This is a genomic window from Mycobacterium colombiense, from assembly GCF_003284975.1.
GTDB lineage: Bacteria > Actinomycetota > Actinomycetes > Mycobacteriales > Mycobacteriaceae > Mycobacterium > Mycobacterium europaeum_A.
The window spans coordinates 1-15,560 of record NZ_QMEU01000052.1 but is presented as its reverse complement, the minus strand read 5'-3'; the positions used below and the strand labels follow the sequence as shown (position 1 = coordinate 15,560).

The 15,560-nt window shown below is 67.4% G+C and carries 16 protein-coding genes and 2 pseudogenes; 6 read left to right on the top strand and 12 right to left on the bottom strand.

Annotation, left to right across the window (positions count from 1 at the left end; translation table 11 throughout):
• Positions 1-142 precede the first annotated feature (142 nt).
• The 3 genes from DQP58_RS16645 to DQP58_RS16635 form a co-directional block, all read right to left on the bottom strand.
• The gene (locus DQP58_RS16645) at positions 143-1,495 is read right to left on the bottom strand and encodes a hypothetical protein (RefSeq protein WP_112709396.1); all 1,353 of its coding nucleotides are present in this window, start codon (positions 1,493-1,495) and stop codon (positions 143-145) included.
• A 30-nt stretch (positions 1,496-1,525) separates the two neighbouring features.
• A complete protein-coding gene (locus DQP58_RS16640; RefSeq protein WP_112709395.1) occupies positions 1,526-2,974 on the bottom strand; it encodes a condensation domain-containing protein in 1,449 nt (482 codons plus the stop codon).
• Between the two features lie 389 nt (positions 2,975-3,363).
• Positions 3,364-4,548 (bottom strand): acyl-CoA dehydrogenase family protein, encoded by a 1,185-nt coding sequence (locus tag DQP58_RS16635; protein WP_112709394.1) that lies wholly within the window; start codon positions 4,546-4,548, stop codon positions 3,364-3,366.
• A gap of 77 nt (positions 4,549-4,625) precedes the next feature.
• Here DQP58_RS16635 and DQP58_RS16630 point away from each other — a divergent pair, with 77 nt between their 5' ends.
• Positions 4,626-5,006 carry an NYN domain-containing protein gene (locus tag DQP58_RS16630; RefSeq protein ID WP_112709409.1) on the top strand — a complete coding sequence of 127 codons (381 nt, stop codon included), beginning with the start codon at positions 4,626-4,628 and terminating at the stop codon, positions 5,004-5,006.
• The gene (locus DQP58_RS16625) at positions 5,003-5,971 is read left to right on the top strand and encodes an NAD(P)H-dependent flavin oxidoreductase (protein ID WP_112709393.1); all 969 of its coding nucleotides are present in this window, start codon (positions 5,003-5,005) and stop codon (positions 5,969-5,971) included. Before DQP58_RS16630 ends, DQP58_RS16625 begins: the two co-directional genes overlap by 4 nt.
• A gap of 17 nt (positions 5,972-5,988) precedes the next feature.
• On the opposite strand, the gene tpx is transcribed toward DQP58_RS16625, so the two are convergent.
• Positions 5,989-6,483 (bottom strand): thiol peroxidase, encoded by a 495-nt coding sequence (gene tpx / locus DQP58_RS16620; RefSeq protein WP_112709392.1) that lies wholly within the window; start codon positions 6,481-6,483, stop codon positions 5,989-5,991.
• A 121-nt stretch (positions 6,484-6,604) separates the two neighbouring features.
• Here tpx and DQP58_RS16615 point away from each other — a divergent pair, with 121 nt between their 5' ends.
• Both DQP58_RS16615 and DQP58_RS16610 read left to right on the top strand, forming a co-directional pair.
• Positions 6,605-7,555 (top strand): GlxA family transcriptional regulator, encoded by a 951-nt coding sequence (locus tag DQP58_RS16615; protein WP_112709408.1) that lies wholly within the window; start codon positions 6,605-6,607, stop codon positions 7,553-7,555.
• A 19-nt stretch (positions 7,556-7,574) separates the two neighbouring features.
• The gene (locus DQP58_RS16610; RefSeq protein ID WP_205869448.1) at positions 7,575-8,387 is read left to right on the top strand and encodes a DJ-1/PfpI family protein; all 813 of its coding nucleotides are present in this window, start codon (positions 7,575-7,577) and stop codon (positions 8,385-8,387) included.
• On the opposite strand, the gene DQP58_RS16605 is transcribed toward DQP58_RS16610, so the two are convergent.
• Positions 8,384-8,860 (bottom strand): nuclear transport factor 2 family protein, encoded by a 477-nt coding sequence (locus DQP58_RS16605; protein ID WP_067138235.1) that lies wholly within the window; start codon positions 8,858-8,860, stop codon positions 8,384-8,386. The two genes, DQP58_RS16610 and DQP58_RS16605, sit on opposite strands and share 4 nt — an antisense overlap.
• 58 nt (positions 8,861-8,918) lie before the next feature.
• Here DQP58_RS16605 and DQP58_RS16600 point away from each other — a divergent pair, with 58 nt between their 5' ends.
• The gene (locus DQP58_RS16600) at positions 8,919-9,689 is read left to right on the top strand and encodes an SDR family oxidoreductase (RefSeq protein ID WP_112709391.1); all 771 of its coding nucleotides are present in this window, start codon (positions 8,919-8,921) and stop codon (positions 9,687-9,689) included.
• A 1-nt stretch (position 9,690) separates the two neighbouring features.
• Here DQP58_RS16600 and DQP58_RS16595 read toward each other — a convergent pair whose 3' ends face one another.
• The 5 genes and pseudogenes from DQP58_RS16595 to DQP58_RS27635 form a co-directional block, all read right to left on the bottom strand.
• Positions 9,691-10,464, bottom strand: a complete 774-nt coding sequence (locus DQP58_RS16595) for a YqjF family protein (protein WP_112709390.1) — start codon at positions 10,462-10,464, stop codon at positions 9,691-9,693.
• A 13-nt stretch (positions 10,465-10,477) separates the two neighbouring features.
• On the bottom strand, positions 10,478-11,155 hold the full coding sequence (locus DQP58_RS16590) for a hypothetical protein (RefSeq protein ID WP_112709389.1): 678 nt from the start codon (positions 11,153-11,155) through the stop codon (positions 10,478-10,480).
• A 40-nt stretch (positions 11,156-11,195) separates the two neighbouring features.
• A complete protein-coding gene (locus tag DQP58_RS27645) occupies positions 11,196-11,591 on the bottom strand; it encodes a hypothetical protein (RefSeq protein WP_430916166.1) in 396 nt (131 codons plus the stop codon).
• A 180-nt stretch (positions 11,592-11,771) separates the two neighbouring features.
• Positions 11,772-12,212 (bottom strand): annotated as a pseudogene (locus DQP58_RS27640) (hypothetical protein); the annotation flags it as partial.
• A pseudogene (locus DQP58_RS27635) lies at positions 12,134-13,042 on the bottom strand (AMP-binding protein); the annotation flags it as partial. The pseudogenes DQP58_RS27635 and DQP58_RS27640, both read right to left, overlap by 79 nt.
• Positions 13,043-13,250: 208 nt before the next feature.
• On the opposite strand from DQP58_RS27635, the gene DQP58_RS16580 reads away from it, so the two are divergent.
• On the top strand, positions 13,251-13,718 hold the full coding sequence (locus DQP58_RS16580; protein WP_112709388.1) for an SRPBCC family protein: 468 nt from the start codon (positions 13,251-13,253) through the stop codon (positions 13,716-13,718).
• 57 nt (positions 13,719-13,775) lie between these two features.
• Here the strand turns inward: DQP58_RS16580 and DQP58_RS16575 are convergent, their stop codons facing one another.
• Complete coding sequence (locus DQP58_RS16575) at positions 13,776-14,114, bottom strand: hypothetical protein (RefSeq protein ID WP_112709387.1); 339 nt, start codon at positions 14,112-14,114, stop codon at positions 13,776-13,778.
• A gap of 78 nt (positions 14,115-14,192) precedes the next feature.
• Positions 14,193-15,356 (bottom strand): LLM class flavin-dependent oxidoreductase, encoded by a 1,164-nt coding sequence (locus tag DQP58_RS16570; protein ID WP_112709386.1) that lies wholly within the window; start codon positions 15,354-15,356, stop codon positions 14,193-14,195.
• Positions 15,357-15,560 lie beyond the last annotated feature (204 nt).

Sequence of the window (15,560 nt, the reverse complement as noted above, 5' to 3'; positions counted from 1 at the left end):
CGGCCCAGCACAGCAAACGCGTCGTTGCCTGTCGAGACCTTGGGGGTGATCGATTGCGTGGCCATGGCCAACCTTCATTCGTGTGGGTGCGGTCGAGGGGGCGGCTTCTGAGCCGCTTTCGTGGGTGGCCTTTTACCGGCGTCTATCCGGCGGCCACGAATTCGGGGCTTCGCCAGTTCGTGGTGCAGGTGAGCGAGAAGTCGCTCAGCGTGTCCGAAATCATCTGCTGCAGTTCGTCTGTCATGTTTCCAGGTTGGTATGCAACGACGGAGACGAAGACCCGTCCGTGTGTTATGCCGGAGAGCAAGCTGAGCAGCCCGCCGGTATGGTGCATCGTCGCCTTGGTCATGCTGGGGTAACGCATCTTCATGGCGAAGTAGTCGGCGTCGGTGCCGTCTGGCCGGTTGGTAGCCGGGTTGACGACTCCGAGGTTGGACGACGCGGTGGTCGTATTGCCAACGGCCAGGCCGATCATTCGCTTTGCCAACCACTTCGGTAGCAGGGGGACGATGGGCAGCAGCGCGAACCGTTCGTCGGGCACCTCCTGGCGGTGGATCAGCGCGTGCTTGGTTGCGGCGCGGATCTCCTGAAGGTCCGTCGCCGCTGATAGCGGGTCGACAGTGATGTCGATACCGGTGATCGCGTTGGCGCGGGTATCACCGGGCACGCGGTCGTTGACGGGTATTGCCACGACCGCCGAGCCGTCGGCTGCGACCCGCCCCATTCGGTGGGCCAGGCGTGCCGCCAGTCCCACAAGCAATGCGTTGCCAGTTCCCCTGAGCGTCTGTGCGCGTCCGTACCAATCTTGCGCGTCGACGAATACCGTTGCCGTCGGGAGAGTGACGAGTTCGTCAGTCCCGACGAACGGCGGCGGTGTCTCATCCGGTGCGGGGGTGCCAGACCCGTCATGACTCTGGCTGCGCAGTAGCGTCCGTGCGCCTGCGGTGATGGCGCGACTGATCGCGGGGATGTCGCGCATCGTCTGGCGGCTGTCCTCGCGAAGCGCGCGCCACCGGGAGCGCGATTGCGCGGCGGGCCATGTAATCACGTCGTCCAGACCGTCGGCCGCATCCGCCAATGCCTCGCAAAGCCCGACACCGTCGGTGAGGCAATGTGAGATGACCAGGCTGACTCCCGCGCCACCCTCAGCGAACGGCAAAACGGCGAGGTGCCATTCGGGTCCGTGCTCGCAATCCAGCGGGGTGCTGGCCTGCTCGTCCAACCAGGCGTCGAACTCGGCACGGGAGCGGGCACGGCCGACCTCGAGGCCGGATGAGCGGCCGGGCGTTACCCAGCGGTGCCGGCCGCAGGGCACCGGTGACCGTTCGATGCGACGGGCTAACCGTCCTCGCTCAAGATGGTGGTGAAACCGCAGCACACCATCGACGTCGATGGTCCGGTCGTAGACCCAGACGCATTGAAGCACGTTGCTGGTTCCGGTGGCTTGCTCGCCGAGGAAGTGGATCTGGTCCACCAGGTCGATGACATTGCTCATTGTGTCGTTCATTGCGCTGATCCCTTCGGGTTAGAGGATGATTGCGGGTACGGCGTGGCTCGAGTTGGCGTGGTCTGCAACCACATCCGCCCACCGCGAAGTGGTCTCGGCGACGGCGGTGAATGCTTGCGTCAATGCCGAGATGTAACGATGTACCGAATCGCGCGCGGTCGGGTTATCCGGAAAGGAGATGGTCACGGTGGTTTTTGCCGCGTGCCGGTTGATCCAGATGTTGATCCCGCCGTGCGACAAGTTGTCGCCGTAGGCGCCGAAGTTCGTTTCTTCCCACAATGCGGCGATCGGTATCTTTCGGAAATCAAGAAACGACACCATCATGGCGGGGCGGGTGGGCAGCTTGATGGCCGGCTGATCTGGGGTCATCAACTCCAAGGCGCGTTCCAACGGCACGCCGGCAAGGTGTTTCGCGGAATCAAACGACTTCTGAGCTGCCGGTGCCGACTCGAAGAAACAGCCGGCACCCGTCGGCACGGTCACGGGAATGAGACTGGCGAACCACCCGACGCTCATCGTGTCTACCCCGGGTGTCCGCGTGTCGTACGGCGTGAATCCGTAATACGTGTCGGCGCCGGTGAATTCGCGTTCGGCCAGAGCCGCGCAGGCCAGAATTCCACCGCTGAATCGGGCGCCGGCCGCGCGGCAGACGGTGTCGAAGGACTCAGTCTGGGCCGCGTCCAGCAAGTCGACGGTCAGAAAGTCGCCCCGATTGCTGGCCCACGTGTCGCCGAGCGGCAACGGGAAGCTCGGCCAGTCACCCTCGGTGTCGTGCGCGAATTTGAGCCAATCCTTGACCTGCGGGGACGACGAGGTCAGGCCGGCCAGCTGCTCGCGTTGGCGCACGGCGTGGTCGCTGTAGCTCCCAGCTGGGGGAAGCGTGAGCGGAGCGGCAAGCCGCGACCCCTGGTAGGTGAGGTGAAGGTCGAGGAATATCAAGCTGCCGGAGATGCCGTCGATGTGGAGATGGTCGACGCTGGCGTAGAACGTGAAGTATTCACTGTGCTGAATGGCGCCGAAGGTGAAGCAATCCCATTCGAGTGTTTCCGGCGTTGTCGTCATCGCATGCGTCCGGATCTGCGCCGCATCCATATTCCCGAACTCCGCAGGGACGAATTCGATGGCTTCAACGTCGTCGATGGCGTGCCGGACAACATTGTCATTATCGAATTCGAACCAGTTGTGGTAAGTGTCGTGACGACGAACATGCGCGTTGATTGCGGCCGTCATCGCCGGGACGTCACACACACCGGGGATGTCCCACGCCACGACCATCAAACGGGGCAGTTGCCTGCCCATCGCCTTCGCGTAATGAGCGATTCGCACGTGTTGGAACTGCTGGTACGTGGCAGGCAGGTCCGATTGCGGCGCCGTTCGAGCCGCCTCACGGGCTGCTGCTGAGGCGGTCCATGTAACCACCGGACCATGGCCCGGTTGCCATCCGTTAATGCTGCCCAGTGCGACCATTTCCTCGCTCCTTGTCTTTGATGTCGAAATTTGCTACGCCGCACGTGAATGGCGGAACCGGCCGTTTGCGAATGAATTTAGCGCCCGCGTGCATTTCCCTTGGCCGTAATCGTGTGCCGTACTCGGATATGTTGTGCAAACCGAACGTACGACGCCGCTTAGAGCTGTGTCGCTGTTGTAGTCAATAGTCGCCAAAAGCGACGATTTCCTGGTTTTGCGCATTGTGCTCATCCGTCGCGATGGGCCGCGATCGATGCGCACCGGCTGACGCCTGCCGTCAGCCGCCTCGAGGAACGCGGTGGGGTTGATCTCGAGGACCGGTTCAGGGGCCAGCCATTGCCACCGCCGCAAACTGCCCGGCGCGTTGTGCTCGCCCGGGGCCGGGCGGGTTACAGCCCGGGCTGGTCGTCGATGATGCCCAGCCAGATCTGGGCGGCGTCGATGGCGACCTTCTCGCTGATGAAGGCGTGCTGCGTTCCGGTGTAGATGTCGCGGAAGGCGCGCTCCAACCGGCTGCCCTCGCGGATCGAGCTGGTCCCGGCGACCAGATGCGCCCATTCGGCGCAGCCGCGGGCGGTGTCGGTGGCGTAGACGGCGGCCACCCGCATGTCGGCGCGAAGCGCGGGGGTGAGGTCTTGTCCCGATGCCACCGCCGCCTCGGCGGTGGTGAACGCGTCAAGCACCAATAGCCGGGCCGCGCGCCAGGCCGCGCGGTGATGCGCCAGGCCCTTCTGGAACGTGGGGCGGCTGGCCAGCGACGCCATGTCACTCATCCGAAATTTCGTCGCGGCCAGCTCTTGGACGTCGTCGAGCATGCTCTTGGCCACACCCAGCGCCCACGACGCGTGCCCGGCCGCGGTCACCGGCATCAGTCCCATCCGGGTGGCCGGCGACGTCCCGCGGTGGGGCTGCCGCACGAACAGTTCAAACGTGCGGCTCTCGGGCACGAACACCTCTGCAGCGCTGTAGTCGTAGGAACCGGTTCCCTTCAGTCCCTGCACGAACCAGCCGTCGTTGAAGCTGATCTCGTCGCGCGGAATGACGGCGACCCGCATCTCGGGGAAACCCTCACTGATCCAGCGCATCTCGCCGTTGTCCATCGGCAGGAACCCGGCGGCAACATATTCCGCGTGCCCGATGCCCGAGCCGAAGTTCCACGCGCCGCTCACCCGGTAGCCGCCGTCGCCGGCGGCGCCCTGTCCGTTGGGAAAGAACTGGCCGCCCAGGGTGACCCGGTTGTCGTGCGCGGTGAACACCTCGGCGAAGCCGTCGTCGGGCAGGTATGCCGCCGCAGCGAACGACGACGGCAGGTTGGCGATCCCCACCCAACCGAATGACCCATCCTGCCAAGCCATTTCGATCCAGGTCTCGATCATCTCGGTGAACGACGGCTCGACGCCACCGGCCGCCACCGGGTTGAACGCCGACATCAGCCCGCTGGCCCACATCGCATCGACGATCGCCGGGGTCAGCGTGCGCAGCCGCTCCGATTCGGCGGCTTCGGACTGCACCAGGTCCCGCATACCGCGGGCCAGCGCCACCACCCGGTCTGCTGTGTCGGCGATCGAGGTCATGGGGGTGACCGTATCAACCACTCCCAGCTTTGCGAACGAAAATCACCCGTCGTGACAGGTCGTTTACCGTGTGGGTGGTGCGCTGGATTGTCGACGGCATGAATGTGATCGGAAGCCGTCCCGATGGCTGGTGGAAGGACCGCAACGGTGCGATGGTCACCTTGGTGGAAAGGCTGAATCGATGGGCGTCGCGGCAAGGAGAAACGGTGACGGTGGTTTTTGAGCGACCGCCGTCGAGCGCCATCACGTCATCGGTGATCGAGATAGCGCACGCACCCAGGGCGGCCGCGAATTCGGCCGACGACGAGATCGTCCGGCTGGTCGCAGCCGACGCCGCGCCGCACGACATTCGCGTGGTGACATCCGACCGCGCGCTGACCGACCGGGTGCGAAGCCTGGGCGCATCCGTCCAGCGGTCGGAAGGCTTCCGCGACCTGATCGATCCGCGGGGCCGATGACCACCGGCGACTCCGGTCCACCGGGCAACCGGGTCTGCGCCCTTGCGCACATCGACATCCCGATCATCCAGGCGCCGATGACCTATATCGCCGGCGCCCAACTGGCCGCGGCGGTGTCGAACGCCGGTGCGCTGGGAATCATCGAGACCACCTCCGATCAGGGACGAGCCGACCTGCGGCGGGTGCGCGAACTGACCGCCGGCGCCGTCGGCGCGAACATCGCGCTGCTGTTCAACCGTGATCCGGCGATGCTGGACTTGCTTGTCGCCAACGACATTCGCTTCGTGACCACCTCCGCCGGCAGCCCGTCGATTTTCACCGAACGTCTGCACGATGCGGGCATCACGGTGTTCCACGTGGTGGGCACCCTGGCCGCGGCCAAGAAGGCCGTCGATGCCGGCGTGGACGGGCTGGTGGTCGAAGGCGTCGAAGGGGGCGGGTTCAAAAACCGGTTCGGCGCCTCGACCATGGTGCTGCTGCCGTTGGTGGCCGCCCACGTCGACGTCCCGATAGTGGCCGCGGGCGGGATCTGTGACGCGCGGTCCATGGCGGCCGCCTTCGTCCTCGGCGCCGACGCGGTGCAGATGGGCACCCGGCTGCTCGCGTCCGCGGATTCGCCGGTACACGGCAACCTCAAGCGAGCGGTCGTCGACGCCGACGAGACCGGCACGGTGCTGCTCCCCCTCGACGGCAACCGGATGATGCGCGTCATCCGCACGCCCGCCGCCGAGCGGCTCGACGCCGCGACGTCCGCCGAAGCGGGCGCCGCGGCCCTACAACGCGTGCGGCGGCTCTACTTCGACGGCGACCTGGACGCCAGCGTCGCCAACACCGGCCAGGTGGCCGGGCGCATCGAGGATCTGCCCCCGGCGGCCGACATCATCGAGCGGATGTGGCGAGGCTGCCGCGAGGTGCTGGCGGCCACGTCGCAGCGAGTGGGCCGGGCCGAACCCGAACACGCCTGACTGGCAGCGGGCGCGGATCAGCCCGCGGCCGCCAGAGCCGCGTCGTAGTTGGGCTCCTGCGCGATCTCGGGCACCAACTCGGTGTAGGCGACGTTGCCGTCGGCCCCGACCACCACGATGGCGCGCGCGAGCAGTCCGGCCATCGGGCCATCGGTGATCGTGACGCCGTAGTCCTCACCGAAGCTGTCCCGGAACGCCGACGCGGTCTTGACGTTCTCGATGCCCTCGGCGCCACAGAACCGCGCCTGCGCGAACGGCAGATCCTTCGAGACGTTCACCACGGTCGCCCCGCCGCCGGCGGCGCGCTCGTTGAAGGTCCGCACGCTGGTCGCGCACACCGGCGTGTCGATGGACGGAAAGATGTTGAGCACCAAGGGCTTACCGCCGAATTGCCCGCTGCTGATCGCGGCCAGATCGCCGCCGACCAGACTGAAGGCCGGGGCTTTGGATCCGACGGCAGGTAGCTCGCCGACAGTGTTGATCGGGTTTCCACGCAACGTTATCTGTGCCATGGGCAACAGTCTGCCAAGGCCGTCGCGGCCGCCACTGGGCAGGGTGCGTGCAGGTCCCATGTCCTAATTGGTGGGGTGCATGGCGTAGACGACGTACCTCCGCGTGTCCAACACTGAATCCATGCCTCGCAAGGTGGTGATCGCCGGCTTCCCCGGTGTGCAGGCGCTCGATGTGGTCGGCCCGTACGACGTGTTCACCGGCGCATCGATGTTGACCGGCGGCGGGTACGACGTCGCTTTTGCCTCGGTCGGCGGCCAACCGGTAGCGACGGCGACGGGGCTGGCCTTCGTGACGACGCCGCTGCCGGACCCGGCCGACCCGATCGACACGGTGGTGCTGCCCGGCGGCGCCGGCGTGGACGAGGCACGCGCCGATGCCGAGCTCGTCGCCTGGATCAAGGCCGTCGCCGGCCAGGCCCGCCGCATGGTGACGGTGTGCACCGGTGCGTTTCTCGCGGCCGAGGCGGGGTTGCTGGACGGGCAGCGGGTGACCACGCACTGGGCCTTCGCCGAACGGTTGGCGGCCCAATTCCCCGCGATCGAGGTCAACGCCGACCCGATCTTCGTGCGGAGCTCGCAGACCGTGTGGACCGCCGCGGGCGTCACCGCGGGCATCGACCTGGCGCTGGCCCTGATCGAGGACGACCACGGCACCGAGATCGCGCAGACGGTTGCCCGCTGGCTGGTGCTGTATCTGCGCCGCCCGGGCGGCCAGACGCAGTTCGCGGCGCCGGTGTGGATGCCGAGGGCCAGACGGGATTCGATCCGCGAGGTGCAGGAGGCGATCGAGGCCGAACCGGGCCGCCCGCACAGCATCGGTGACCTGGCCCGCCGGGCCGCGATGAGCCCGCGCCACTTCACCCGCGTGTTCACCGCGGAAATCGGCGAGGCGCCCGGCCAATACGTCGAACGGATCCGCACCGAAGCCGCGCGCCGGCAGTTGGAGGAGACCGACGACACCGTCGTCGCCATCGCCGCCCGGTGCGGCTTCGGCACCGCGGAAACCATGCGGCGCAATTTCCTTCGCCGCGTGGGTATTTCGCCCGATCAATACCGCAAGGCTTTCGCCTGACACCGAAAGGACGACACCGATGACCCAAATCGCCATCGTGGCCTACCCCGGATTCACCGCGCTCGACATGATCGGGCCGTACGAGGTGCTGCGCAACCTGCCCGGCGCCGAGGTGCGCTTCGTGTGGCACGAGGCCGGACCGATCACCGCCGACTCCGGGGTGCTGGTCATCGGCGCCACCCACTCGTTGGCCGAAACACCCTCCCCCGACGTCATTCTCGTGCCCGGCGGTCCGTCGACCCCGGTGCACGCACGCGACGACGCGTTGCTCGACTGGCTGCGCCGGGCTCACGGCAGCGCGAGCTGGACGACGTCGGTGTGCTCCGGGTCGGTGATCTTGGCGGCCGCGGGGCTGCTCGACGGCCGGCGGGCGACGTCGCACTGGCTGACGATCCCTGCGCTCAAGGCATTCGGTGCGGTTCCGGTGGCCGACGAACGGATCGTGCATTCCGATGACATCGTCACCAGTGCGGGGGTGTCCGCCGGGCTCGACCTCGCATTGTGGCTGGCCGCACAGATCGCCGGCGAATCCCGAGCGAAGGCAATCCAGCTCGCGATCGAATACGACCCGCAGCCCCCGTTCGATTCGGGCCACATGTCGAAGGCATCGGCGACCACGAAGGCCGCAGCGACGGCGCTGCTGTCCCGCGACAGCATGAAGCCCGCCAACGTGAAGGCCACGACCCTGCTCGCCTGGGAGCAGGCGCTGGACAAGGTCCGGTCGCGGCGGCGCAGGCGGCCGCGGGAAAGCATGACTTCCATCGCCGAATGCGCTAGCGCCGATGAGAGCGGTTCGCGCACAAGCACTCTCGCGCCAGAGCCCAGGCGCTAGGCGCCGGGCTGCAGGATCTCGGTGGTGGCCAGCTGCCCGCCGGCCTGCAGCCATGCCGCGACGACGCCGGGAGCGTCACGGTCGGGGTTGTAGATGTCTTCCTCGCTGGAGAACAGCCCGTCGCCGGCATAGACCAGGCGGGTCCAGTTGGGGAACCAGAACGGCTCGCCGTTCGGGTCGGTCGGGTGGTCGAGCAGGTTCTTGATCATGACGACGACGGCATCGTTGTCCTCGTCGTGGGCGATCCAGTCACTGGGAAACCGCATGTGCGGGAACGGCGCCATCACCGCGACGATCCAGTCGCGAACCGCCTCGCGTCCGTGGAAGACGCCGTAGTGATGCTCGGTGTAGACGACGTCTTCGGTGAAGAGGTCCGCGAACGGCCGCCAGTCGCCCGAAGCGCTGCACCCTTCGACGACCTTCGTGTAGTTCTCGACGGCTTCGTCGATTTCTGCCCTGGTGAATTTGCCCATAGCGGACACACTAGAACGTGTTTCGATTTTGGGTCGCTCGTATGAATGGGGAGATCGAATGAACGTGTTGGAGTCGTTCAGCCTGCGCGGCAAGCGGGCCTTGGTGACCGGGGCGTCCAGCGGCATCGGCAGGAAAGTCGCGCAGGCCTACGTGCAAGCCGGCGCCCACGTCGCCATCGCCGCGCGGAACGTCGAGGCGCTGGAACGCGTCGCCCATGAGTTGGCGGCGGAGGGCGCCGGCAAGGTGGTGCCGATTCGATGTGACGTGACCCAACCCGACCAGGTGAACAGCATGGCCGACCGGGTGACCGCGGAGCTGGGCGGGATCGACGTCGCGGTCTGCAATGCCGGTATCATCGCGGTCGTCCCGATGTTGGAGATGTCGCCGGAGGAATTCCAGCGGATCCAGGACACCAACGTGACGGGAGTCTTCCTGACCGCGCAGGCGGCGGCCCGGGCGATGGTCGCCCAAGGGCGCGGCGGCGTCATCATCAACACCGCGTCGATGTCGGGCAGCATCATCAATGTTCCGCAGCAGGTCGGTCACTACTGCGCCGCTAAGGCGGCCGTCATCCAGTTGACCAAGGCCATGGCGGTCGAATTTGCGCCGCACAACATTCGGGTGAACAGCGTTAGCCCCGGCTATATCCTCACCGAGCTCGTCGAGCCGTTAACCGAGTATCACCGCGAGTGGGAGCCGAAGATTCCGCTCGGCCGCATCGGTCGCCCCGAGGAACTCGTCGGCCTGTACGTCTATCTGGCCAGCGAGGCGTCCAGCTATATGACGGGGTCGGACGTCGTGATCGACGGCGGCTATACCTGCCCTTAGTTCACCGGAGTAGCTGCGGACGCCCGAAACGCGTTCGCACAGCACAGGAATACAGCGCGCGCAGCCGATCGCCGGCCGGCCGCGCCCCGCTGGCCTCCACCAGCTCGGTGTCCAGCCCGATGACGTCGGCCGCTCGAAACACCCAGGGGCCGTGCTCGTTCGGCACCCACCACGTCCGGCCGGCCGTGCGCGTGTGTGCGCCCCATCGGGCGGTGAGCCACGTTTCCAGCGGCGTCGGTTCGACCGCGTCGCCGACGGCGATCTCGACGTGACTGCGCAAGCCCCGCCGCGGCCATCGGCGCACACTGTCGTACGTGATGCGCTCGCCTTGGCGCCGCAGCCGCATCCTGGCCCAGGTGTAGGGGACGCCCAGGCCGATCCGGGTGACGGGTACGACGGCCAGTCGCGCCGTTTCCAGCGACATGAACAGCACGCCGCGGTGGCCGGCGCGGTCGATCGAATAAAGCCGGACGTTGGTCTCGAGAAAACTCCCAAAATACGGAACCGGAAGTGCGCCAACCGCTTTGGTGCTCCTCATGGCGAACGGGATCAGCCCGACGTAGGTCATGCCGTCGGCGAAGACGTCGGGACGGGTGCCGGGCGGATACATCGGCTCGACGTTTTCGGGACGCACCGGCCAATGGATGAAGGTCAAATCGTGCCAGTGCTGGTCGAACGTCACCGGGCCGGCAAGCGCTGGCGGGGTAAGCGGGAAACCCTCGAGGCCGGGTGGCTCGTTCGGTTCGGCGTCCGGCGGCCCGGGTGTCGCGGTCATCCCGTCGCCGGCCCTATCGCTCGAGCTCACCGGAGATCCCGCGTTCGAGGTTGGCCTGCGTGGCCGACGGCAACACCAGCAGGCCCTCGAGTTCGTTGCGGGCCACATCGTAGGCGCGTTGACGTTCCTGGGCGGCCGCGGCGGGGTCCGCCGCCACCCGTAACAGGCTCTGCGCCCGTGCAATTCGCTGCTGGTCCGCGCTGGAGAAATCGCTGCGGCGGCGGCGAATCGCCTCGGCCTCGGCGGCGTTGAACGCCGTGACGTAGTCCTCGACCGCGGCCATGTACCGCGCGGCGCCGTCGCGGTCGCCGAGCAGGTCCTCGGCCTGCGCCGGGCGCAGAAAGTCGGCCCGCAGCTTGGCCTTGTGGAACGAGATCGTGTTGGCCTCGCGCATGTCGGTCATCAGCGGAAAGTCCAGCAATTTGGCGACATCGAGTTCGTATTCGAGCCAGCGGGCATCCGTGCGGCCATGCTCATCGAGGACGCGCCGGATCGCGCGCCACTGTGCCGCTTGATTTCCGCCCGCGCCGTCGGCGGCGGACGCGCTGGGCAACGGTTCCCGGTCGGACTCCCGCGACCGCTCGTCGGCGCGCCGTTGGTAGCTGCCGAACGCGCGCACGGCTGCGACGATCGCGCCCGTCAGCGGCAGGATGACGATCAGCAGCTCCGCCAACCGGAATATCAGACCCACATCGCCAGGATGCCAGCAACTCCCCCGGGTTGACTCCAGGTCAGCGGACGCCCAGGGTGCCGGCGAGGTATTCCGTGCGACAGGCACGGCGGGCCAGCTTGCCGCTGGTGGTCCGCGGGATGGCGCCGGCGGGCAGCAGACGGACGTCCGACACGCTCAGGCCGTGTCGCTGCGCGACCGCCGTCCGGATGCCCTCGATCGCCGGTTGCGGATCCTGACGGCTGGTGCCCGCCGCGCGTTCGGCGACCACCACCAGCCGGGCGGTATCCGGGTGATCGTCGGGCGGCACGGAGAACGCCGTCACATATCCGCGCCGGACGATCTCGGAGGCTTCGGCGACGGTGGCCTCGATGTCCTGCGGGTAGTGGTTGCGGCCGTCGATCGTCACCAGGTCCGCCATCCGGCCGGTCACGTACAGCTCTCCGTCGAGATACACGCCCAGGTCCCCAGTGCGCAGCCAGGAGCCGTCCAGATCGGCGCCGTCGCCGTGGCTGCCGTCGGCGAGCCAGGACTGCAGCTTGGCGCCGAAGGCCCGCCGCGTCTCGTCGGGCCGTCCCCAGTAGCCCCGACCGACGTTGTTGCCCTGCAACCAGATTTCGCCCACCTGGCCGTCTGGCAACTCCGATCGCCTGGCGGGATCGACGATGACGGCCCATTCGCTGCGTGCGACCTGACCGCACGACACGTGCGCGACGGCGTTGGGATCGTCGGCGTCAACGCGCACCGCGAATCCGTCGCCCAGCCGTTCTGAGTCGAAGTACACCGCCGTCGCCTCGGCAGCCGGGGCGATGGTCGCGACGAACAAGGTTCCCTCGGCGATGCCGTAGGGGGGTTGAACGCGGTGGGCGGCAACCCGTAGGGCGCGAACGCCTTGGTGAAGGTCTTGATGGAGTCGATGCTGACCGGTTCGGAACCGATGATCATTACCACGTTGCGCAGATCGATGTCTGCCTCGAGGCCGGGCAATCCGCGCTGCGCGGCCCACTCGTACGCGAAGTTCGGTGCGGCGGTGACGACGTTGCCCTGTCGGGACCCGTCGGACAGCGCCTGAATCCATCGCTGCGGGCGGCGGACGAAGGCGGCGGGAGACATCAGCGTGGAGTGGCCGCCGTAGACGGCCGGGAAGCCGATCATCGACAAACCCATGTCGTGGTAGAGGGGTAACCAGCTGACGCCGTGGGTGTTTCGGTCCAGCAGGTCGATCGACAGGATCATCTGCACCAGGTTGGTGCCCACCGCGCGGTGGGTGATTTCGACACCGACCGGCGGGCGGGTGGAGCCCGACGTGTACTGCAGGTGCGAGACGTCATCCATGCCGAGCTCGGTCGGCGCGAACGACTCACCCGCCGCGTCGGGTATCTGGTCGATGGCGATCACCTGCGGCCGGCGCAGCTGCGGGTGGCCGGCCAGAAACGCCTCCACCGCCCCTTGGGCGTGGGTCGTCGTGAGGACGACGGTGGGTTCCGAATCCCGCAGCGCCGTATCGAGGCGTTCGGCGTGCCCGGGCAGCTCCGGGGCGAACAACGGCACCGCGATGGTTCCGGCCTTGACCGCCGCGTAGAACCCGGCGACGTAGTCGATGCCCTGCGGCGCAAGGACGGCAACGCGCTCACCGCGGCCCGCGGCCTGTTGGATGCGGGCGCCGATGGCCTCCAGGCGGATACCGAACTGGGTCCACGTCACCTCGTCGGCTTCCCCATCCGCCGACCGGCTGAAATCGAGGTAGCGGTACGCGACGGTGTCACCGACGTTCGCGATGTTGCGGTCGATGAGCGAGATCAGGTTGACCCCGGGCGGCAGCACCACCCGGCCCGCGGCGTCCAGGCAGTCCTCGATGCGAAGGAGGCCACCGGCAGCCGGGCCGTCCTGCCGGGAGCCGCCATTCATGACTGCAGTCTAGGCAAGCCGAGGCGGCGGTCTTCGCCGGCGAATCGGCAAACAGCAAGAGCGGCCCGGGCATTCGCCGCCGCGGGCGGGCGCTCGATCACCGGGCCCGCTGCGACGGTCAACCCGATCCGGCCACGGGCCGGGGCGGGCGGTAGCCTACCGGCGGGCGGCGTGCAGGGCCGTCCGTTTGCTACCACCAGGAGTCGTCATGCCGGGCCGCAACTATTCCTTCGAAGTCACCCGCACCACCAGTGCACCCCCGGCGACGGTGTTCCGGCTGGTGGCCGACGGCGCCAACTGGTCGCAGTGGGCCAAGCCGATCGTCGTGCACTCGAGCTGGGCGCGCCAGGGCGACCCGGCGCCCGGTGGCATCGGGGCCGTCCGCAGGGTGGGGATGTGGCCCGTCTACGTGCAGGAGGAAACCGTCGCGTACGAGCCGGATCGACGCCACGCCTACAAGCTGGTGGGCCCGCGCACCCCGGCCCAGGATTACGGCGGCGAGGTGGTCCTGACGCCGAATGCGGCGGGCGGGACCGACATCCGCTGGACCGGTTCGTTCACCGAAGGCGTGCGCGGGACGGGTCCGCTGATGCGGGCCGCCATGGGTGGGGCGGTCCGGTTCTTCGCGGGCCGGCTGGTGAAGGCGGCCGATCGGGAAGCCCGCGCCGGGCGCTGACCGTCCCGCACGCGCATGACGGCCGCACAAAGCGGCCGCCACGCTTCGATTCACGAATTACGGGTTGTTGAACTGGTTTTCGTACGTTTGTTGCTGCTGCATGTCCTGATTGAACTGCTGCTGGGCCTGCTCGTTTTGCTGCTCGGCCTGTTGCATGGACTGCTGCAGTTGCTGCTGCAGTTGGGCTTGATCGTCGCCGTCATCGGCCGCGAAGCCGCCGCCGGTGACACCGGGCGGCGCTTGGGGAGCAACGGCCGCGTCGGTGATTCCGGTTCTGGCGGGTTGCGCCGCGTCGTACAGCGCGAGTACGGCCAGGGTGGCGGCGATTCCGAAGACGAGAGGTGGCAATCGGCGGCGTCCGTCGGTGATCGCGGGGCCAGGGGTGTCGGTCGTCATCCTCCAGTTATGCGCTGCGTCCCTAGCCCCACCCTGGGGCTCGGCTGTCGTCTCGATATGAGGCCGGGCCACGAAGCGCTATTTCGCCTCGACCTCGTCCTGATACTTCTTGGTCATGTGCGCGACGGCGTCCAGCTGCGACTGCGCCAGGTTCTCCCGGGCCTGGCCGGCGCGCGCGGCGGCGTCCAGCGTCGGCTGCGCCTGGCCCTGGAAGTGCGGCATCACCTCGGCGGCGAACAACTCGGCGGACCGTCGGGTGGCGGCCGGGTTGGCCCACTCGTGACCCATCTGCAGCATGCAGCCGAATCCGCCGGACTGGTCCCAGAGCCGCTGCACCTGTTCGCGCGCCCGTTCGGGCGTGCCGATCACGCCCGCGCCGTTCTCGTTGATGACGTCGATCATTTCGTCGAGCTGTTCTCCCGGCATCGTCATCTGCGGGAACGCGGCCACCTTCTGGAAGTACCGGAACCACGGTTCGATGCCGAACTTGACCTCTTCGCGCGCCTGCTTCTCCGTTTCGGCGAGATGGAACAGGCCGACCAGGCTCCAGTTCTTGCGGTCGACCTGTGTGCCGAACGCCGCGGCGCGCTCCTCGACGATGCCCCAGTGGTAGGACAACGCGTTGAAACCCTCGACGGTCAACGTCGCCCCGATGGACAGCAGGCCGATCCCGTGCTTGCCCGCCAACCGCGCGCCCGTCGGTGAGGCGACCGCGGCGACCGACAGCGGTATCCCGCCATCGGAGTAGGGGGCGAGCTGCAGCTTGGCTTCGAAGAGCTGATGGGTGGCGGTCTTGGCGCTGACCGTCTCGCCCGCCAGCAGCCGCACGACGATGTCGAGATTGGTTTCCAGCAGCTCGCGCGTGTCGGTCGGGGTGAGCCCAATCATGGACGAGTCGCTGGGCAGTGAGCCCGGCCCGACGCCGCCGATGATGCGGCCGTGCGTGAGGTGATCCAGCAGCATCAACCGGTCGGCGACCCACAGCGGATTGTGATACGACAGCGAGATGACGCCCGTGCCGAACCGGATTCGCTTAGCGCGTTCAGCGGCGGCGGCGATGAAAATCTCTGGGGAGCTGATGATTTCGCTACCCGCCGAGTGGTGTTCGCCCAACCAGACTTCGTCGAAGCCCAGCGCGTCGAGATGCTCGACGAATGCGAGATCACGTTGCAGGGCCAGCGTCGGGTTGGTGCCCGCGCGGTGGAACGGGGCGATGAAGTATCCGAATCGCAGCTTCGACATTGAAGTCCCCTTGCATCCGAGTTGGCCAGAACCATAACTCGGAATGCGGCGTGGGCCCTAGGCCCAGACAAGGGTTCAGCCGATGGGGCCAGGTGATCCCGGCCCCACCGGCTAGGGAGCAAGTCTTGGTATTTGCGATTTAGCGTTGGCTCAGCGGGTGATCAGTAGCCGCCGCAGATGTTGCCGACGCAACCGCCGCCGCCG